Source organism: Aeromonas sp. SG16 (assembly GCF_024436135.1).
Classification (GTDB): Bacteria; Pseudomonadota; Gammaproteobacteria; order Enterobacterales; family Aeromonadaceae; genus Aeromonas; species Aeromonas jandaei.
Genome location: NZ_JANFNW010000003.1, coordinates 34,878 through 54,115 on the forward strand (window position 1 = coordinate 34,878; position 19,238 = coordinate 54,115).

The 19,238-nt window shown below is 59.0% G+C and carries 17 protein-coding genes; 10 read left to right on the plus strand and 7 right to left on the minus strand.

Annotated elements, in window-relative coordinates; genetic code table 11:
• Positions 1-190 precede the first annotated feature (190 nt).
• From NOM67_RS10150 to NOM67_RS10165, 4 genes are all read right to left on the minus strand, one after another.
• Positions 191-1,057 carry a helix-turn-helix transcriptional regulator gene (locus NOM67_RS10150; RefSeq protein WP_081849330.1) on the minus strand — a complete coding sequence of 289 codons (867 nt, stop codon included), beginning with the start codon at positions 1,055-1,057 and terminating at the stop codon, positions 191-193.
• A 15-nt stretch (positions 1,058-1,072) separates the two neighbouring features.
• Entirely contained in the window at positions 1,073-1,930 is an 858-nt protein-coding gene (locus NOM67_RS10155) for a formate dehydrogenase accessory sulfurtransferase FdhD (protein WP_255936590.1), read from the minus strand.
• Between the two features lie 630 nt (positions 1,931-2,560).
• Complete coding sequence (locus NOM67_RS10160) at positions 2,561-2,710, minus strand: hypothetical protein (RefSeq protein ID WP_255936592.1); 150 nt, start codon at positions 2,708-2,710, stop codon at positions 2,561-2,563.
• The gene (locus NOM67_RS10165; protein WP_255936594.1) at positions 2,694-3,404 is read right to left on the minus strand and encodes a hypothetical protein; all 711 of its coding nucleotides are present in this window, start codon (positions 3,402-3,404) and stop codon (positions 2,694-2,696) included. The genes NOM67_RS10160 and NOM67_RS10165 overlap by 17 nt, the downstream gene beginning before the upstream one ends.
• Positions 3,405-3,976: 572 nt before the next feature.
• On the opposite strand from NOM67_RS10165, the gene NOM67_RS10170 reads away from it, so the two are divergent.
• The 8 genes from NOM67_RS10170 to NOM67_RS10205 all read left to right on the plus strand — a co-directional run bounded on the left by NOM67_RS10170 (position 3,977) and on the right by NOM67_RS10205 (position 12,382).
• Entirely contained in the window at positions 3,977-4,531 is a 555-nt protein-coding gene (locus tag NOM67_RS10170; RefSeq protein WP_255936595.1) for a DUF3305 domain-containing protein, read from the plus strand.
• Entirely contained in the window at positions 4,524-5,123 is a 600-nt protein-coding gene (locus tag NOM67_RS10175) for a DUF3306 domain-containing protein (RefSeq protein ID WP_255936596.1), read from the plus strand. Before NOM67_RS10170 ends, NOM67_RS10175 begins: the two co-directional genes overlap by 8 nt.
• Positions 5,124-5,226: 103 nt before the next feature.
• Entirely contained in the window at positions 5,227-6,951 is a 1,725-nt protein-coding gene (locus NOM67_RS10180) for a 4Fe-4S binding protein (protein ID WP_255936597.1), read from the plus strand.
• Between the two features lie 9 nt (positions 6,952-6,960).
• Positions 6,961-7,578 (plus strand): molecular chaperone, encoded by a 618-nt coding sequence (locus NOM67_RS10185; RefSeq protein WP_255936598.1) that lies wholly within the window; start codon positions 6,961-6,963, stop codon positions 7,576-7,578.
• Between the two features lie 101 nt (positions 7,579-7,679).
• On the plus strand, positions 7,680-7,883 hold the full coding sequence (locus tag NOM67_RS10190) for a transcriptional initiation protein Tat (protein WP_005347650.1): 204 nt from the start codon (positions 7,680-7,682) through the stop codon (positions 7,881-7,883).
• Positions 7,884-7,906: 23 nt separating this feature from the next.
• A complete protein-coding gene (locus NOM67_RS10195) occupies positions 7,907-10,783 on the plus strand; it encodes a formate dehydrogenase subunit alpha (RefSeq protein WP_255936602.1) in 2,877 nt (958 codons plus the stop codon).
• 4 nt (positions 10,784-10,787) lie between these two features.
• On the plus strand, positions 10,788-11,414 hold the full coding sequence (gene fdh3B / locus NOM67_RS10200; RefSeq protein ID WP_005334799.1) for a formate dehydrogenase FDH3 subunit beta: 627 nt from the start codon (positions 10,788-10,790) through the stop codon (positions 11,412-11,414).
• Positions 11,411-12,382 carry a formate dehydrogenase subunit gamma gene (locus tag NOM67_RS10205; RefSeq protein WP_255936636.1) on the plus strand — a complete coding sequence of 324 codons (972 nt, stop codon included), beginning with the start codon at positions 11,411-11,413 and terminating at the stop codon, positions 12,380-12,382. Before fdh3B ends, NOM67_RS10205 begins: the two co-directional genes overlap by 4 nt.
• Positions 12,383-12,454: 72 nt before the next feature.
• On the opposite strand, the gene NOM67_RS10210 is transcribed toward NOM67_RS10205, so the two are convergent.
• Positions 12,455-13,654 (minus strand): hybrid sensor histidine kinase/response regulator, encoded by a 1,200-nt coding sequence (locus NOM67_RS10210; protein WP_255936639.1) that lies wholly within the window; start codon positions 13,652-13,654, stop codon positions 12,455-12,457.
• 195 nt (positions 13,655-13,849) lie between these two features.
• Between NOM67_RS10210 and NOM67_RS10215 the strand changes: the two genes are divergently transcribed.
• Positions 13,850-15,565, plus strand: a complete 1,716-nt coding sequence (locus tag NOM67_RS10215; RefSeq protein WP_043851360.1) for an NAD-dependent malic enzyme — start codon at positions 13,850-13,852, stop codon at positions 15,563-15,565.
• 84 nt (positions 15,566-15,649) lie between these two features.
• On the opposite strand, the gene NOM67_RS10220 is transcribed toward NOM67_RS10215, so the two are convergent.
• Together NOM67_RS10220 and NOM67_RS10225 are read right to left on the minus strand one after the other, a co-directional pair.
• The gene (locus NOM67_RS10220; protein ID WP_041208936.1) at positions 15,650-15,991 is read right to left on the minus strand and encodes an RT0821/Lpp0805 family surface protein; all 342 of its coding nucleotides are present in this window, start codon (positions 15,989-15,991) and stop codon (positions 15,650-15,652) included.
• Positions 15,988-17,331, minus strand: a complete 1,344-nt coding sequence (locus tag NOM67_RS10225; RefSeq protein ID WP_255936645.1) for a Hint domain-containing protein — start codon at positions 17,329-17,331, stop codon at positions 15,988-15,990. Before NOM67_RS10225 ends, NOM67_RS10220 begins: the two co-directional genes overlap by 4 nt.
• Before the next feature lie 304 nt (positions 17,332-17,635).
• On the opposite strand from NOM67_RS10225, the gene NOM67_RS10230 reads away from it, so the two are divergent.
• Positions 17,636-18,874: a uracil-xanthine permease family protein gene (locus NOM67_RS10230; protein WP_042031576.1), complete on the plus strand. Its 1,239-nt coding sequence runs from the start codon at positions 17,636-17,638 to the stop codon at positions 18,872-18,874.
• Positions 18,875-19,238: the final 364 nt, after the last annotated feature.

Below are 19,238 nucleotides of genomic sequence, written 5' to 3' on the forward strand. Positions count from 1 at the left end.
TAACCCGTTCTGAGCGCCTGTTACAGGTGGATGGAGGTCGCCAGCGCACTCCCTCCGATCTGGGGGGAGTTGATGAAGAGGTGTAGTGGCAAGAGCATCAGGCAGAGGCAGGCAAACCGTCTCGCTGGCCGGGCGGCCAGCGAGACGGGAAATGCGGGAGAGGGGGAAGGGTTAGGTCGTGCCGGGCCGCTTACTGCGGGCTCCACACCAGCTTGCCGCTCTGGCTCAGGTCATAGCCGCCGAGGCGGGCCGCCAGCTCGCGCCCCTCGGGGGATTGCAGCCAGCCGATCAGCTGTTGCAGCAGGGTGCGAAAGAAGACCCCCTGCGGCATCACCAGATCGAAGCACTCCTGCGACAACGGCATAAAGCCGAGGCCAAACTCGGTGGCGGTGCTCTGGGCGCCGGGCCCGACGTCGGCATCGCCGCGACTGATGGCGGCAGCCAGCTCCCGCTCGCTGTTGACCTCGAGGGTGCGCTCCAGCCGGGTCAGCGACTCCCCCTGGGTTTGCAGCCACTCCTGCAGGGCGCGCTGGCTGCCAGCCCCCTCCTGACGCATGGCCCAGCGCCAGTCGAGCGCCTCTTTCGCCTCCTTGGGTTGCAGCCCTTGCCGCAGCACCAGCCCCTGCACCCGGCGAAATCCATGAACGATCACCCATTGCCGGTGACCCTGATACTGCTGCACCAGCGCCGGATGGCGCAGGTGGGCCTCCTCGGCCTGCCCCCAGTGGATGGCGCACAGATCCACATGGCCGCGGGCCAGCATCGCCAGCCCCTGACGGGTGCCGCACGGGGTGTAGCCCACCAGCGCCTGGGTGCCGAGCTGCCGGGCTAGTCGGCTGCTGGCGTAGTGGAGCAGTACATCGTCCGAGCCCGCCAGCAGCAGGCGGTCGTTCATCACCCCCTCGTGGCAGCTGCCGAGCAGCCAGCGATCGAGCAGGGATCGCGGAAACAGCCACTTGCCGGTCGCCTTGGTGGCGGGGATGCGCGCCTCGTTGGCGAGCTGGTAGACCTTCTTCTCGTTGAGATCGAGGTATTCGGCCACCTGCTTCACATTCATAAACTCGTTCATGGTTTAATCTCGCATCCCGCGACCGGCCGAACCGGGCGCCAGTACCGGCGGCTTCTCGTCCAGCACCAGCTGGTCGTGGCCGCTAAAGACCTCGAAGTGGCGCCCCTTGGCGCGGGCAATCATGGTGATGCCGAGCTGGCGGGCCAGATCCAGCCCCATCTGGGTGACGCCGGAGCGCGACAGCAGCACCGGAATACCCATCTGCGCCACCTTGATCACCATCTCCGAGGTGAGTCGCCCGGTGGTGTAGAAGATCTTGTCGTGGCCAGCCTCGCCGCGCATCCAGAGTTCGCCCGCCAGGGTATCCACCGCATTGTGGCGCCCCACGTCCTCGACAAAGGAGAGGATTTCGCTGCCGCGACAGATGGCGCAGCCATGCACAGCCCCCGCCATCTTGTAGGTTTCGTTATGGGCCGACAGCGCCTTGAGCAGGGCGTAGAGGGTGCTCTGTTTAAGCTCGGGCGCCGCCAAGACCACCCCTTCGAGCTTCTTCATCACGCTGCCATACATGGTGCCCTGACCGCAGCCGGAGGTGACAGTCTTCTTCTCCAGCGACTGGTCGAGATCGGCGGCCTGCTGGCTGCTCACCACGGCGGCGGCCTCGCTCTCCCAGTCGACGATGACTGACTCGATGGCTGCAATGTCCTCGATAAAGCCCTGATTTTTCAGATAACCCAGCACCAGCGCTTCGGGGCGGGCCCCCAGCGTCATCAGGGTTACTATCTCCTTCCAGTTGAGGTAGACCGTCAGTGGCCGCTCACAGGCGATTTGGCGGGTTTGCAGCGTGCCCTGCTCATCCATCACCTCGACGGCCATGGTGAGCTGGGCGGCGGCATTGCTTTTGATAAAGGTCGGTGTCATGGGCCCCTCGCGACCGGTTGCCGGGATCTAAGGGGAGGGGCACAGCAAGTTTTGTTCCAGATTACTTTTGGGTGAGGTTCTCTTTTTATGGAGTTGAGTAGGTTCGAATAGCGGAGCGTACTCGGACGATCGCGAGACTTCCAGCCTTGAACTTAAGCAAAAATATCCGAGTCGTGACGCTATGCTTGGTTATTCGGCCGCAAAAAGGGAAAGGGGATGGCCCATTGGCGACGGACATGGTGGCCCGGAGGGACTTGGTTCTTTACCGTCGGCATGGCAACCGGTTGCTGGTAGAGCAGATCGACCTGCTACGCGACACCGTTGCAAAGGTGCAACAGGTTCACCCTTTGACCATTCACGCATGGGTGGTATTACCCGATCATCTTACTTGCATTCTCTCCCTGCCTGAGGGGGACACTGATATTCCATTACGTTGGCGCTTGATAACTAGAACTGCACACAAAAGCATTAAGATTTAACTGTTTACGATGACAGTCTCAGAAATTAGCATATCTTTTTTAAAGGCCTCAACATATAAGTTAATCTAAAGTGATAGATGCAACTCATTATTAAAGGTAAATGCAGCGCATCACAAAAATGCTACGCGCTGCTAATAATCTATAGACGCATTTATTGTTTTTTCTCTTTTTCTGAATCTTGTGGTTTCCGAACAACAATTATTGGTTTCATTTTCGATGCACCTTCTGCGCTACTAACAGCAAGGCTTGGCTCATGATGTTTTATCGGCTTTTGAACTGAACTATCATTTTTTTTCTTCATTAGCGTTCTCCTTGGTGCTTTTTGAAGTACTTTGAGTTGAGGACGTTGGTTTTATCGGCTTGAGCATTGAAACTCCACCATAACTTTCACCGATTACCTTAAGATTTTTGAAATCAGTATTTTCTTTATTTTCTTCCGCCACGATATTTTCCACCTTTAATTGTGATTGAAATGATGTGATTACACCTAATGCCAGAGATAAGATAATCCCAATATAGAATGAATTAATTGCTCTTTTATCATATTTTTTTAGTTGTGTCTCAATCTCCTCTTCTTTACCTGAGTCAGTCGTTATCTCAATAATATATTTGGCGTTCTCCCCAAAAATCGTAATTATGTTATATATGCTATATAAATAAGCTAGTGCCGCTATAATAAAAGCAGCATAAGCTACACACCCTAGCTTTACATTTAAGTTAGCAAAGGTAATTAAAAACCCAAGCCCTGCCACTGATAATGTTAATATGCTTTTATCTTTCTCAAGCGTAGTGTTATAAAAAGACGCATATGCCTGGCTATAATATTCAATGTGTTTTGAAATGTTGATTTTGCTTTCTTCCAGTAGAGAAAAATCTTCCTCAATTTTAATTTTTTGCTTGCTCAGCTCATCTAGTTGGCGCTCAACCTCCCTTCTAATAAGAAATAGTTCAGACTTATTTCTGGAAGACCTTAGTTTCTCTATTATATCTTGCACTAGAAATGCCGCCTCTATAAAAATAAAACTGTCTCTTCTTATGCGGTCGAGTTTTCCTGACGTAGTTACCTCTGACCGGATTTATAGAACCATGACTTGTGGTCCACTATCTGCGGTTTTGGCCGATTTAAAATCGGCAGATCATCACGCACCTCAACATAATTGCCAGCGTAACGTCTTGGATAAGTAGGGTATCAAATGCGGATACTCTTGGTGAGAAAAAATGTTCAGCTTTCGTCCATTTTTTGACAAGGATCAGCATCATCAAGATACACGGAGTATAAGCAGCACAAGTAAACAAGTATCTCTGCTTGACTATATCAAAACCAAGGGCATTACTCATCTTGCATGTTGGGCTTCGCTGCGCTCTGCACCAACCTACACCCGCGCCAACTCATATCCCGCACGACGACCCAACCCGCATCAAAGCCCCATCAACCACCAAACCGGCCTTGGCCCCACTCTTGCTAAGTCTTATCCCATTGATGGCCGTGGCCGCCCTTAATCTCCTGCTCTGATCCGCCCCAAACGGGGTGGATCACGGGGAAGGGCGGCCCGGCTGAGACCTTCTGATGGGAGCCGTGACAGTGCAAGAGACAACCAATACCTTGCCCCCGCAGCGCTGGCTGCAACTGGAGTTAAAGGCCATCGACAGCCAGGTTGGCCGCTGGCAGAGCCGCCGTTTCGAGATTGCGGCGCTCCACCCCGCCGAGCCCGAGGCTGCCGGTGCCTTGCCCCTCACCCTGTTTCGCGATGAGCGGGGGGATTATCGCTTCAATCTGAGCTCCGGCTCGCCCCGCCTCTTTGTCACCGGAAGCCGCGTAGACAGCGGCTTTGTGGCCGATGGCCTCACCCTGAGCCAGACCGTGGCCGCCGCCTATATGGATGGCGAGCGGCAGGTGCTCTCCTGCCCGCTGCCCGAAGCGCTGCAAGCCTGGGTGGAGGCCTTTATCGGCCGTCACGGCGAGCTGCTGGAGGCCCGCCGCAAGGGCAAGAAAGGCAAGGGACGGGCGCAGGATCAGCTCGGTGTCGATGCGGTAGATCAAGCCAGCTGTGGCGCAGTTAAAGCCACCGGCCCTGATGGTCGTGAGCGTGGCATTGACAGCGGAAACAGCGCCCATGAGTGAGTTCCTCAAACGCTGGTCGTCTCGCAAGAGTGAGGCGCGCAAGCATCAGGCATTGCAGCCGAGGGAAGAGGTTATCCCCGAGGCAGTTGCCGCCCCCATCGAAGGCAGTGGTGAAGCTGAAAATCCAGATATTGCGCTGGATAGCCACGTAGTCAGCACTGACAAGGGGGGCTGTGAGCCGCTTGTCATTGAGGGGGCTGAGAGTGGCGAACCGCCGCTGAAAACGGCCCAGCCGGGCAAGGCCAAACTCCCCGACAGGGAGGCACTGCGGGCCATGTTTCGCAGCCATAAACCGGATGGGCTCGACGACTACACCCAGGATTTCAGCCAGCCCGAATTGCTGCCTGCGGCCCTGACCGCCGGGCTGCGCAACTGGCTGGTAGAGCAGGTAACCGCCCCGGAGAGCGAATCGGCCAATCCGGCCAGCGGTTCAGCTGAACCGGTGGCGCTTGCCAGCGAACCTGCCGGCGAGCCGCCCGCGCTGGCTGATAACCATTCTCAAACCCACACCGATGATCGGGACATTTTGGTTTCCTCTGGTGGACAAAATGTCCCAACCAAAGGTGGGGAAATGGAACCCTCAGGATCCTGACTCCCTGTCAGTCACTTTTTTTCCGGGGGAGTTGGCTCACCTCTTGCTCTCTCGGCTTACCAACAAGCGCCCATCCCATGAGGTGGCGCGCGCAGGAGTGTATGTGAGCACTGAACAAACATTGCCAAATCTGACCCCAAATCTGGCCCACGGGGCGGCCGCGCATAACACGCGCGCTCGCGCCTATGCCCTGCAGCATACGGTCAAGACCGACAACCTGATCCCGGCCACTGTCTCTTACCAGAGTCAGGGGCGCCTGCTGCTGGTCGGCCCGGAAGATCGCATTCGCCGCGCGGCCAGCCAGCTGCCCGCCGGGGTGAAGCCCACTCTGCTGGTGACCGAAGCGGTCCACGATGCCGAGGCGGCCGATCTCGAAACCATTTTCGATGCCACCGCATCCCTCGCGGCCTTGACCCTGCGCGAACCGAGCCTGACAGGGTATCTGGGGCAGTTCCAGCTCACCGGCCTTAATGGTCAGGGTGAGCGGGTTAACCTGGCGGCGCTCTGCTTCCCCCAGCAAACGGCTGCTATCAGTGAACAGCCGCGCTTTGATCTGGTGGCCGATCTGGGCCGCGCCCCGCTCTTTGCGCTGGAGCGTCCTCCGGTCGGTTATCTGCATCAGGCTGATGACGATGGGCTGGCCGAACGGCTTGCCGAACTCTGTGCGCTGACCGGTATTTTCGACAAGCCGCGCTATTTTCGCCTCGACCCCGAGGCTTGCGCCTTTACCGCCCGCGGCGTGCCCGGTTGCAGCCGTTGTCTCGATGTCTGCCCGACCGATGCCCTCAAGCCCATCAATGGTCGCATCCAGATCGATCCCCATCTCTGTCAGGGCTTCGGTAGCTGCGCCTCGGCCTGTCCGACCGGGGCGATTGCCTATCATCAGCCCGATGCCAACACCAGCGGCGACTATCTGTTCCGATTGCTCAAGCACTACCGCGAGGCGGGCGGTGAAGCGCCCCAGTTGCTGATTGCCGGTGAAAACGAGCGCGAATGGGTAGAAGCCGAACTTAGCCGTTTGCCTGCCAACTGGCTGCCGGTCTGGGTGGAGGAGAGCGCGAGTTTAGGCATCGAGAGCTGGTTCGCCGCCCTTGCCTATGGCGCCAGCGCGGTGCGCATTGTGCTGGGTGATGATGCCCCCGAGAGCGTGCGGGCGCTGGTTGAGCGGGAGCTGGCGAGCACCGCCGTGCTGCTGGCGGGCGCCGGTCTCTCTGCCGATCGCATCGCTCTGTTTGACGCAGATGCTGGTGAGCCTGTTTCCGGCCAGCCAGCCCTTGCCCTGCTGGATAAACCGCTCAAAGGGGACAAACGGGAGAACCTGTTTGCCGCCTTCGATGCCCTCTGGCAGGCCAACGAGGGGAGCCGCGAGCCGCTGGCGGTGCCCCACGGCGCCCCTTACGGCAGCGTGGAATTGAAAGAAGCTGACTGCACCCTCTGCATGGGTTGCGTGGCGGTCTGCCCGAGCCGCGCCCTGCATGCGGTTGGGCACACGCCTGGCCTCAACTTTATCGAGCAGGACTGCATCCAGTGCGGCATGTGCGAAAAGGCGTGCCCCGAGCAGGCCATCGTGCTCACGCCCCGCCTGCAGCCGTTGCCCGAAGCGCGCCGCGCCGTGCAGAGCCTCAAAGCCGAAGAAGCAGCCTGCTGCATTCGCTGCTCCAAGCCGTTCGCGCCCGCCTCGATGATCCGTCGCATCCAGCAAAAACTGGCCGGTCACTCCCACTTCCAGAACGAGGCCGCCCAGCGGTTGCTGATGTGCGAGGAGTGCCGGGTCAAGGATGTGTTTGCGGCGCTGGCGGCGGATCCCGTCTCCCAGCTCAAGGTGTGAGGGCCAGTGATGAGTGAACAACATAACGAAAAGGCTGGCGAACTGACCATGACCGAACTGGAACAGAGCAGCGCCGATCTCTACGCCCTGCTGGCAAGCCTCTGGCGCGCCGCCCCCTGTGGTGAACAGCTCGCCTGGCTGCAAGGGTTGCAGGCTATGCCGGGCCCCTTTGCCAGAGGGTTGGGGCTGGTGCAGCTGGCAGCCAGCAGCCACCACGAAAACGAGCTTGCCGAGGAGTATCAGGATCTCTTTATCGGGCTGGGGCGCGGGGAGATTGTGCCGTTTGCCTCCTGGTATCTCACCGGCTCTTTGATGGAGCTGCCGCTGGCGGTACTGCGCGCAGATCTGCAGTCCCTCGGCTTCGAGCGCCAGAGCGGAGTGTGCGAGCCGGAAGATCATCTCGCCGCCCTCTGCGAGGTGATGGCGGTACTGATTGGTGAGCAACACCCGGATCGCAACCGCTTCTATGAGCGCCACCTTGCCCCCTGGGTACTCGCCTGCTGCCGCGATCAGCAACAGGCGAAAGGGGGCTGCTTCTACCGGGCGGTCGGGGCCCTTGCCGAAGATTTCTTCAAGCTGGAAAACGAATTGCGCCTGCCGTTTGGCGCCTGCGTGGTGACGGGCTGAATGCCTCTATCCACTCACAACAAAACGAGCAGACGAGATATCCCATTGGACGCGAAGCTGGCGCGCAGGCGCCAGCAAGAACAACAACAGAGGTCACAAGAATGAGCGATGAACAGCTGAAAGACCCGTCCCGCCGCAATCTGATCAAGGGGGTGGGCGTGGTCGCCACCATAGGCGTACTGGCCGGTGCTGCCGGTCGGGTGGTGAGCAAAGAGGCGCTGACCCACGATACCAAGCCTGATCAGGGCTATCGGGAGACCCCCCATGTTCACGACTTTTATCGCACCCTGCGCGGCACCGACTGAGCCGGATCAGTGAAGGAGAACTCATGAAACTGACAAAACGTGCCGAGCAGCCCCGCGCGGGTGAGCCGAGCAATGAGGCCATTCGCGGTCAGGGGCTGACCCGCCGTGCCTTTATGGTCAATTCCGGTCTGGTGGCCGGCGGCGCCGTGGCCGCCGGCTGGCTGGCACCTGCCATGATGCAGCGGGCCGAGGCCAAAACCGTGGCGGCCGAGGTGCCGGTCGAGGTGAAGCGCACCATCTGTTCCCACTGCTCGGTGGGCTGCGGCGTCTATGCCGAGGTGCAGAACGGCGTCTGGACCGGTCAGGAGCCGGCGTTTGATCACCCCTTCAACCTTGGCGGTCACTGCGCCAAGGGGGCGGCCCTGCGCGAGCACGGCCACGGTGAGCGTCGCCTCAAGTACCCGATGAAGCTGGTGGGCGGCAAGTGGCAGCGCATCAGTTGGGATCAGGCTATCGAAGAGGTGGGCAACGAGGTGCTGCGCCTGCGCAAGGAGTCCGGCCCTGACAGCGTCTACTGGCTCGGCTCTGCCAAGCACTCCAACGAGCAGGCCTACCTGTTTCGCAAGATGGCGTCCCTGTGGGGCACCAACAACGTGGATCATCAGGCGCGCATCTGCCACTCCACGACTGTGGCCGGGGTAGCCAACACCTGGGGCTACGGCGCCATGACCAACAGCCTGAACGACATGCACAACAGCAAGTCGATCATGTTTATCGGCTCCAACCCGGCAGAGGCCCACCCGGTCGCCATGCAGCACATCCTGCTGGCGAAAGAGCGCAACGGCTGCAAGATCCTGGTGGTCGACCCGCGCCGCACCCGCACCGCTGCCAAGGCGGACATGTACCTCTCCCTGCGTCCGGGCACTGACGTCGCCTTTATCTGGGGCATGCTCTGGCACATCTTCAAGAACGGCTGGGAAGACAAGGAGTTCATCCGCACCCGCGTCTTCGGTATGGACGAGGTGCAAAAAGAGGTGGCGCGCTGGACCCCGGCCGAAGTGGAACGGGTGACCGGCCTTAACGAACAGCAGGTCTATGGTGCCGCCAAGCTGCTGGCCGACAACCGCCCCGGCTGCGTGGTCTGGTGTATGGGCGGTACCCAGCACACCACAGGCAACAACAATACCCGTGCCTACTGCATCCTCGAACTGGCCCTCGGCAACGTGGGCAAGAGCGGGGCGGGCACCAACATCTTCCGCGGTCACGATAACGTGCAGGGCGCCACCGACTTTGGCGTTACCTCCGACTCATTGCCCGGCTACTACGGCCTGGAAGAGGGCTCCTGGAAGCACTGGGCCCGGGTATGGGACGTCGATTACGAGTGGATCAAGGCCCGTTTTGACAACAAGGCCTACAACGGCAAGCTGCCGATGAACAACAACGGCATTCCTGTCTCCCGCTGGGTGGACGGGGTGCTGGAGAATGCCGATCTCATCGAGCAGGGCTCCAACATCCGCGCCATGTTCTACTGGGGCCATGCGGTCAACTCCCAGACCCGCGGCCCGGAAATGAAGAAGGCGATGCAAAAGCTCGACATGATGGTGATTGTCGATCCGTACCCCACCGTCGCCTCGGTGATGAACGATCGCACCGACGGCGTCTACCTGCTGCCGGCCACCACCCAGTTCGAGACCTATGGTTCCGTCACCGCCACCAACCGCTCCATGCAGTGGCGTGACAAGGTGATCGAGCCCCTTTTCGAATCCAAGGTCGACCACGAGATCATGTATCTGCTGAGCAAAAAGCTCGGCTTTGCCGACCAGCTGTTCAAGCACATCAAGGTAGAGAACAACCAGCCACTGCTGGAAGACATCACCCGCGAATACAACCGCGGCATGTGGAGTGTGGGTTACACCGGCCAGAGCCCGGAGCGGCTCAAGGCGCACCAGCAGAACTGGCACACCTTCCACAAGACCAACCTCAAGGCCGAGGGCGGCCCGGTCAGTGGCGAAGTGTACGGTCTGCCCTGGCCCTGCTGGGGCACCCCGGAGATGAAGCACCCGGGCAGCCATATCCTCTACGACACCAGCATTCCGGTGTCGGAAGGGGGCGGTGGTTTCCGCGCCCGTTTCGGCATCGAGTATCAGGGCGTCTCGCTGCTCGCCGAAGACTCCTGGCCGAAGGGAAGTGAAGTAGAAGACGGCTATCCCGAGATCACTGCCGACCTGATGAAACAGCTCGGCTGGTGGGATGAGCTGACCGAGGCTGAGAAGAAGGAGGCCGAGGGCAAGAACTGGAAGACCGATCTCTCTGGCGGTATCCAGCGGGTCGCCATCAAGCACGGCTTCGTCCCCTACGGCAACGCCAAGGCGCGCTGCGTGGTGTGGACCTTCCCGGATCAGGTGCCCAAGCACCGCGAGCCGCTCTATACCCCGCGCCGCGACTTGCTGGCCGACTACGCCACCTGGCCCGATGCCAAGAGCCTGTGGCGCCTGCCGACCCAGTACGCATCGGTGCAGGAGAAGGACGTCAGCAAGGAGTTCCCGATCATCCTCACCTCCGGCCGTCTGGTGGAGTACGAGGGGGGCGGCGACGAGACTCGCTCCAACCCCTGGCTGGCTGAATTGCAGCAGGAGATGTTCGTCGAGATGAACCCGGCGGATGCCAACGACGTCGGCGTGCGCGACGGTCAGGACGTGTGGGTCGAGGGGCCGGAAGGGGGCCGGGTCAAGGTGAAGGCGCTGGTGACCCCGCGGGTCAAAACGGGGCTCGCCTTTATGCCGTTCCACTTCGGTGGCCACTTCGAGGGCAAGGATCTGCGATCCAAATATCCGGAAGGGTCTGATCCCTATGTGCTGGGGGAGTCGGTCAACATAGTCACCACTTATGGTTATGACCCGGTCACCCAGATGCAGGAGACCAAGGTCACCCTGTGCCGTTTTCGCAAAGTAGGAGCCTGATCCCATGGCCAGAATGAAATTCATGTGTGACACCAAGCGCTGCATCGAGTGCAACGGCTGTGTGACGGCGTGCAAGAACGAGAACGACGATGCCCTCGAGTGGGGCATCCAGCGCCGCCGGGTGGTGACTCTCAACGACGGCCTGCCGGGGGAGACCTCCATCTCGGTCGCCTGTATGCACTGCACCGACGCCCCCTGCATGGCGGTCTGCCCGGCCGACTGCTTCTATCACACCGACGACGGCATAGTGCTGCACAACAAGGATCTCTGTATCGGTTGCGGCTACTGTCTGTTCGCCTGCCCGTTCGGAGCCCCCCAGTTCCCGAAAACCGCCGCCTTTGGCGATCGGGGCAAGATGGACAAGTGCACCTTCTGCGCCGGCGGCCCGGAAGAGGATCACAGCGAGGCGGAGCGTCAGAAGTACGGTGCCAACCGTATCGCCGAGGGCAAGCTGCCGATGTGTGCCGAGCTCTGCTCTACCAAGGCACTGCTGGCAGGGGATGCGCAGGTGATCTCCGATATCTTCCGTGAGCGGGTCGCCTATCGCGGCGCCAAGGATGCAGCCTGGGGTAATGGCGATGAGCTGTTTCACGATGCCAGCAAGCTGAACAAGCAGGGAGGGGCGGCATGAAAACCTGGCTAATGGCCCTGTTTGCTGCCCTGCTGCTGGTGAGTACCGCAAGTTTCGCCGATGCCGAAAAAGAGGCGGTCGGCTTTGCCGGCGCCGATTACTGGCGGGCGGTGAAGGATGGGCAGGAGGGGTACACCACCTCCCGCTCGCCGGAGCACGGGGTGCTTATCTCGGTGCCGGGCCAGCTCTGGTTCGAGGTGAAGACCAAGTGGGTGTCGCCGCTCGGTGCCATCGCCATTTTCGGGTCGCTCGCCATGTGCGGCCTGATGTACTGGGTGGTGGGGCCGACCAAGCTCTCCAAACCGCGCACCGGGCGCAAGCTCAAGCGCTGGAGCCGGCTCGATCGGGCGCTGCACTGGACCACGGCGGGCATGTTCCTGACCCTCTCCGGGTCGGGGCTGGCCATCATCTACGGCAAGCACTTCATCAAGCCGGTGGTGAGCCTCGGGGTGTGGGAGAACTGGATCTGGTTCGCCAAGGTGTTCCACAACTACGTGGGGCCGCTCTTCTTCCTCTGCCTGATGGGAGTGCTCATCAAGTGGTTCCGCCACAACATCGTCAACATGGTGGACGTGCAGTGGTTTATGAAGGCTGGCGGCATGCTGGGGCCCCACAAGGGAAGTCACCCCTCGGCGGGCTTCTCCAACGGTGGCGAGAAGGCGATCTTCTGGCTGCTGATCTGGTTTGGCGGCATCGTCGTGGCGACCGGGCTGTTCCTCGATTTCCCCATCTTCGGCCAGCTGCGCCGCCAGATGGAGTGGGCCAGCTTTATCCATATCGTAGGCGCCTTGATCCTTATCTGCGGCTTTATCTTCCATATCTACATGGGCCTGTTCCAGTTGGAAGGGGCGCTGGAGGGGATGGTGACCGGCGAGGTGGACGAGACCTGGGCCAAGGAGCACCACGACCTCTGGTATGAGGAGGTGAAACACACCCTCGATAAGCCCAAGGCAGGCAAATCAAGCTGATGGTCGATAAAGAGTAAAGAGAAGGGGCGCTGAGGCGCCCCTTTTTATGTTCAATTTTCTCCGAATGCTGGCTCAGGCCACCGGCTTGAGCGGCAGGTGGATCTCGTAGCGCAATCCCTCGCCCGGCGGGCTGGTGACGTTGACCGAACCGCGCAAGTTGTTCTCCACCAGATTGTGGATGCGGCAGGCGCTAAGCCCGCAGTGGCTGGTGTTGCCGCGCAGGGTGGTGAAGAAGGGTTCAAACAGACGGGGCAGTTTCTCTGGCGGCATGCCGGGGCCCGAATCCTGATAGGTGAGCAGCAGCGACTCCTCATCCTGGGCGACGTGGATGGTGAAGCTGTGCTCCCCGTTGCCGTGAAAGGCGTGGTCCATGCTGTTTTTCACCAGCTCCTGCAGCAGGTCGACGAAGAGCGTCTCGGGGGCGGTCAAAGTGACTTCGTTCCCCTCAAGGCGGGGGGTGACTCTGGCAATCTGCAGCTCGGCGGCAAATGCCTGCAGCATATGCTCGGCACACTTTTTCACTGCGAAAGGGCGCGCCTCCTGTTCGTTCTGATCGCGGGTCAGCTCCTTGAAGCGGGTGATGAGCAGGGCGACCCGGCGCAGGCTGGACTCCACCAGCTCGGTGCCCTCCTTGATATCGGTCAGCTGCTGGTTGAGCAGGCGCTGACCCAGTACCCCGTTTTTTACTGCATTGGCCAGCAGATCGCCGGCGCCCTGAATCAGGCTGGAGGCGGTGATGCCAACTCCGACTGGCGTGTTGATCTCGTGGGCGATGCCGGCGGTGAGCTGAAACAGGCTCTGATAGAGCTGTACCTTGGCCTGCTGGCGACCAAGCTCGCGCAGGCGCAACTGGTTCTGCACCCGGGCCAGTACCTCGAGCTGATGGAACGGCTTGGAGACATAGTCGCAGCCGCCCGCCTGAAAGGCCTGTTCAAGGGCACTGATCTCGCTGTTGGCGCTGATGAAGATGACGGGCAAGCCCCAGTGCCCCTGTTGTTGTTTGATACGGCGGCACGCCTCGTAGCCATCCATCACCGGCATGTTGATGTCCATCAGGATAAGGTCGGGAGTGGCTTGCGCAACCGCAGCAACCGCCTGCTGGCCATCTTCCGCTTCCCGCACCTGATAGCCCTCCTCTTCGAGCAGGCTGCGCAGGATATAGCGGTTGGAGGCCATATCATCGACGACAAGAATGTTGTGTATGGTGTTGGTGCTTGGCATACCGGTTGGCGCTTCCGTGCAATGGGTCTGATGTTCAGCATAGTTCTTCATCAACCGCAGCGTGGTCTGATGCCGTCGCCATTGGTGCGGAAAATGGATGTGTTTGAGCCACGTTTGGACATCTTTTTGGCCGCAGGGTATGGCCAAGCTCACAAAACCGAACGACTAAACGTCATATGATTGATTTCATTATGAGTCTTGCTCTCCTGCCGAACGGCAACTTCACGTAAATCAAAGAGAATGACTATGGCTACCGGACAATATCTGCTGTGGAAAGATGCACAGGGACAGGATTTTCGCCCCGTTGCACTGACAGGCACTGATCTGCTCAACAATCGTTATCTCAACAAGGGCACTGCCTTTACCGAACAGGAGCGGGCCGATTTCGATCTCGATGGCTTGCTGCCTCCTCAGGTGCAAACCTTCGAAGCCCAGCTGGATCGGGTTTATGAAGGGTTCAAGAGTGCTGGCAGTGACATCGAAAAGTACCAGAACCTGCGCGCGCTGCAGGATCGCAACGAGACCCTCTTCTATGCCTTGTTGTCTCGTCATGTGGAGGAGATGACTCCCTATATCTATACCCCGACCGTCGGCAAGGCGTGTCAGGAGTTCAGCCATCGCTTCCAGAAGCCGCGCGGCCTCTACATTACCCCGGACAACGTGGATGACATGGGCAGTCAGGCCCGTCACTTCGATGCCAAATCGATCCGCATCATAGTCGTCACCGACAGCCAGGGCATTCTGGGGATCGGCGACCAGGGTGTTGGCGGCATGGGTATTCCCATCGGCAAGCTGGCGCTCTATACCCTGGGGGCGGGCATCCATCCGGCCTGCTGCATGCCGATTGCGCTGGATGTGGGCACCGACAACCAGAAACTGCTGGATGATCCCATGTACCTCGGTCGCCCGCACAAGCGGATCCGCGGCAAGGAGTATGAGGAGTTCATCGACAAGTTTGTGCAGGGGGTCAAGCGCCACTTCCCCAATGCAGTGCTGCAGTGGGAGGATTTCAGCAAATCCAACGCTTTCAACAATCTGGCCCGCTATCAACAGTCACTGCCATCGTTCAACGACGATATTCAGGGTACGGGGGCCGTGGTGCTGGCGGGTATCATAGGGGCTGTCAAGGTCAAGGGGGAGACGCTGGGCCAGCAGAACTATCTGGTCTATGGCGCTGGCGCCGGTGGGGTCGGCGTGGCGGATCAAATTTGCGCGGGTATGATCCGCGAGGGAATGGATCCGCAGGCCGCGCGGGATCGCATCTACATCCTGGATACTCAGGGACTGGTGTGTGACAACCGCGAGGGGCTCGACGAGTACAAGCGCCGCTACGCCAAGCCGGGCCTGCTGCTGGCTGGCTGGGACACCGAAGTGCCCGGCAAGGCCAGTCTGACCGATGTGTTGCGTCATGTGCCCATCACTGTTTTGTTGGGAACCAGTGGTTCAGGTGGCGCCTTCAAGGAAGAGCACATCCAGCTGATGCAAAAGCACTGCGAACGCCCCATGGTGTTCCCGCTCTCCAACCCGACCGCCAACTGCGAAGCCTTGCCGGAAGATATTTACAACTGGAGCCAAGGCAAGGCCATCGTCGCGACCGGCAGTCCGTTCAAGGATGTGAATTATGACGGGCAGGATTTCCGGGTCGGGCAGGGCAACAACGTCTTTATCTTCCCCGGTGTGGGGTTGGCGGCGATTGTCAGCCAGATCCGCGAGATCACACCCGATATCTTCACCACCGCAGCCTTTGCGCTGGCCGAGTGCGTGAGCGAGGTCGATTTGGCGAAAGGGGCTGTCTATCCGCGTATTCGCGAGCTGCGCAGCATCTCGGTGCATGTGGCGACCGCAGTGCTCAAGGATATAGTGCGCAAGGATCCGTCCCACCCGCTGATTGGCCAGGATCTGCAGCAGCATATCCTCAACCACATGTGGGAGCCGGCCTACCTGCCCTATCGTCGGGTATAACCGCGTATCCACCACCTGGATAACGGGTCGGCCAAGATGACAAGGGGGTAGCACTGCTACCCCCTTCGTTTATCCCGTCACGCACTAAGTGCGTAGTGGCCGCCAGCTCCCTTGCTGATTGCGGCAGGCGGTATCCTGCCACTGCTGGCTGGCCTTGCCGATATAGAGTTGCTCGCGATAGTCGCGACACCACTCCCCGCTGGTATGGCGGAAGGTGCGCAGCGGGGTGACGCTACCCGAGTGACGGTTGGCCGGATTGAACCAGGTGAGGCTCTGCCCTTTGGTGCGGGTTTCCAGCGCCTTGGCAAGTGCCTGATTGGCCAGTTGAACATCTGCCTTATCCATTTGATGGTAAAGCGGCTGTGTGTCGACCGTGGCGCAGCCTGCGAGGCCGAGCAGGAGGAGTGTTAGCAGATAACGCATTATGGTTGCCCCTGTTGGCGAAAACCGTTGTTGAGCAGCGCACGCTCCTGCTCATCGGTAAGCACTTGCTGGCGATCATCGACGGTGCCATCGCCCCTGAGTTTGTTGCCATTGGCATCGACGGCATCCACACCGTTATCATCGACCGTGCCATCGCCTCTGAGTTTGTTGCCGTTGGCATCGACGGTGTCTACGCCATTATCATCGACCGTGCCATCACCTCTGAGTTTGTTGCCGTTGGCATCGACGGCGTCTACGCCATTATCATCGACCGTTCCATCACCTCTGAGTTTGTTGCCGTTGGCATCGACGGCGTCTACGCCGTTGTCATCAAGCCCGTTGCCAAGGCCACGACCACCGGCATGAAGGTCTCCTCCAGCGTGTTCATCACCTCCATGTTCACTGCCACCGCCGTTATTGTCGCTACCACCTCCTCCATGTTCACTGCCACCGCCGTTATTGTCGCTACCACCTCCTCCGTGGTCGCTGCCACCGCCGCTATTGTCGCTACCACCGCCCCCGTGGTCACCGCCACCGCCGCTATTGTCGCTACCACCGCCCCCGTGGTCACCGCCACCGCCGCTATTGTCGCTACCACCGCCTCCGTGGCCACTGCCACCGCCGCTATTGTCGCTACCACCGCCCCCGTGGTCACTGCCACCGCCGCTATTGTCGCTACCACCGCCCCCGTGGTCACTGCCACCACCACTATGGTCGCTACCACCCCCATTACCATCCTTGTTATGCACGATTAATGAATTGGCTATATAGCTGTGGGTACCATTAAGAACCAGGTTGAACAGCTCTGTGGTAGGTGGAGCATCAATCCAATAGAGGGATTCCACCAGCCGCTCAACCGGTTGCGGTGCCAAAGCCAGGTTGCCAGTGTTAGCGGCGGCCGACCATCCCAGAAGCCGCATGCCGGTAAATAGGGGCAATACAATCAATGTCGGGTTTTCGACACGAGTCATGGCTGGTGAGATAGCAGCCCAACCGCGAGTGGTCAGGAATGGGTGTTCGCCGGTAAAGAAAGGAGGCAGTTGGTTGATGCCATAGAGTCTGCGATCACCCAAGAGCACACGCTCTACCGCCAAGATCTGGTTGGTATGGCCATATTGATCCAGAACTCGTTCACCTGCTTGCAATGTCTCTATGAGACGTTCGCTTCCATCGGCCATGGTGATGCGGGTGCCAGCAACGAAGCAGGACTCGGCAAATGCCTTGGTCACCTGCCACTCTTGATGGGCAAAGTCATAGCTAAACGGGTTGGCAAATAGGGCTAATGCAATGGCAGAACCAATCAGGAGCCTGCGTTGTGTCGGTTTGAAAGGGGGTTTTGGCATGGAGGACTCCTTGTCCATTTTGAACCATGTGGTCAAGTATAGAGCTGTGCTCGGCGACCTTGAGCGGAGACCTGTAAAGCAAACATGATGGAAAAACGATTGGCGTTTGTCACAAAAGCACGTAAAATCGCATACTCGATGCTTGTAGCAACGAATCCCGCCTAAAAAGCCTGTTTCATGCCCTCCCCAAGCAGTAAAACGTAATTTGTGATGCCAAGATGCTCACTTTTTACCTTGAAAGCGTCTTTCGATAACTGAAAAGTGTCAAATATCCCTATCAGTTATCAAAAAATTAAGGACATCCATGTTTTCCCTAGTCAAGCAAAGTGTCGCCGGGCTGCAGATCCTGTTTGTTGCCTTCGGTGCCATGGTTCTGGTGCCTCTGCTCACCGGACTGAACCCCTCCATGGCCCTGCTTGGCGCCGGTGTGGGCACCCTGTTGTTCCAGCTCTGTACCCGCCGCCAAGTGCCCATTTTTCTGGGCTCCAGCTTCGCTTTCATTGCTCCCATCATCTATGCCACCCAGACCTGGGGCTTGCCGTCCACCATGTTCGGTCTGTTTGCTGCCGGTTTCATGTATTTCATTCTGGCTGCGCTGATCCGGGCGAAAGGGATGGGATTTGTCCATAAATTGCTGCCGCCGGTGGTGATTGGCCCGGTGATCATGGTGATTGGTCTCTCCGTGGCACAGGTGGCCTGCAATATGGCGATGGGGCGTGCCGGTGGCGAGCAGGTTGTTCCTGCATCAACCGCGCTGACTCTGGCCGGTATTTCGCTGGCGGTTACCCTTATTGCTGCCGTGTTCTGCAAGGGGTGGATCAAGCTGATCCCCATCCTGTGTGGCGTGATTGCCGGTTATGTCTCTGCCGTACTGATGGGACAGGTTAACTTCGAGGGTCTGATCAACACCCCTTGGCTGGCGTTGCCTCACTTTGAAACCCCTGAGGTCAACTGGGCCGCAGCGCTGTTCATGCTGCCGGTGGCGATTGCTCCCTGTATCGAGCATATCGGTGGCGTGCTCGCCATTGGTGGTGTGACTGGTCAGGACTACACCAAAAATCCGGGTCTGCACCGTACTCTGGCCGGTGACGGTATCGGCGTCTGCTTCGCTGGTCTGATCGGTGGCCCTCCCGTCACTACCTATGCAGAAGTAACCGGCGCAGTAATGATCACCCGCAACTTCAATCCGGTTACCATGACCTGGGCTGCGGTATTCGCCATCATTCTGGCCTTCTTTGGCAAGTTCAATGCGCTGCTCACCTCCATCCCGATGCCGGTGATGGGTGGGATCATGCTGCTGCTGTTCGGATCCATCGCTGCCATCGGTCTCAAGACGCTGGTCGAATCCAAAGTGGATCTGGGATTGTCGCGCAATATCGCCATCGTGGCCGTAACCCTGACCGTGGGTGTAGGTGCGCTGGAGATGAAGATCGGTGACTTCGCTTTGGCTGGTGTTGGTCTGGCTTCTGTTGCCGCTATCCTGCTCAACCTGATCCTGCCAGCCCACTCCGAAGAGGGGGTTATGGACTCCGCCAAGGATTGATTTTTGCCAGACGTCTCAAGCGGATAAGCATAAAGCCACCTCGCGGTGGCTTTATGCTTTCTCTTTTTTGTCATGGATCAAGGATTGCCTCGCCAGCGACTTTATGTCGCTGCACCTATTTGACGGATCTCTCTTCGTGGCCTTAGCTAAAGGACAGGTTTGGCTCTTAGGCAGTCTTGAGCAGGGACGAGAAAATGGATGTTGGTGTTCTCACTCATTCTTTCCTGATCACGTGTTGGCACCTTATCAAGGTGCCTTCGTATATCACATCAAGGTTGGATGCATTTCACGTTGTAACTCATCCACGGTTACTTGCCCCTATCTCTTTCATTGCCATTTGGCCACAGATTTTGTTCGAGCCACA

Excerpts from the sequence above, each read along its gene's own strand:
- NOM67_RS10155 (WP_255936590.1), bottom strand. The coding sequence starts at position 1,930 with ATGACACCGACCTTTATCAAAAGCAATGCCGCCGCCCAGCTCACCATG.
- NOM67_RS10150 (WP_081849330.1), bottom strand. The coding sequence starts at position 1,057 with ATGAATGTGAAGCAGGTGGCCGAATACCTCGATCTCAACGAGAAGAAG.
- NOM67_RS10225 (WP_255936645.1), bottom strand. The coding sequence starts at position 17,331 with ATGCCAAAACCCCCTTTCAAACCGACACAACGCAGGCTCCTGATTGGT.
- NOM67_RS10210 (WP_255936639.1), bottom strand. The coding sequence starts at position 13,654 with ATGAAGAACTATGCTGAACATCAGACCCATTGCACGGAAGCGCCAACC.
- NOM67_RS10160 (WP_255936592.1), bottom strand. The coding sequence starts at position 2,710 with ATGAAGAAAAAAAATGATAGTTCAGTTCAAAAGCCGATAAAACATCAT.
- NOM67_RS10175 (WP_255936596.1), top strand. The coding sequence starts at position 4,524 with ATGAGTGAGTTCCTCAAACGCTGGTCGTCTCGCAAGAGTGAGGCGCGC.
- NOM67_RS10170 (WP_255936595.1), top strand. The coding sequence starts at position 3,977 with ATGGGAGCCGTGACAGTGCAAGAGACAACCAATACCTTGCCCCCGCAG.
- NOM67_RS10230 (WP_042031576.1), top strand. The coding sequence starts at position 17,636 with ATGTTTTCCCTAGTCAAGCAAAGTGTCGCCGGGCTGCAGATCCTGTTT.
- fdh3B (WP_005334799.1), top strand. The coding sequence starts at position 10,788 with ATGGCCAGAATGAAATTCATGTGTGACACCAAGCGCTGCATCGAGTGC.
- NOM67_RS10205 (WP_255936636.1), top strand. The coding sequence starts at position 11,411 with ATGAAAACCTGGCTAATGGCCCTGTTTGCTGCCCTGCTGCTGGTGAGT.
- NOM67_RS10215 (WP_043851360.1), top strand. The coding sequence starts at position 13,850 with ATGGCTACCGGACAATATCTGCTGTGGAAAGATGCACAGGGACAGGAT.
- NOM67_RS10185 (WP_255936598.1), top strand. The coding sequence starts at position 6,961 with ATGAGTGAACAACATAACGAAAAGGCTGGCGAACTGACCATGACCGAA.
- NOM67_RS10195 (WP_255936602.1), top strand. The coding sequence starts at position 7,907 with ATGAAACTGACAAAACGTGCCGAGCAGCCCCGCGCGGGTGAGCCGAGC.
- NOM67_RS10190 (WP_005347650.1), top strand. The coding sequence starts at position 7,680 with ATGAGCGATGAACAGCTGAAAGACCCGTCCCGCCGCAATCTGATCAAG.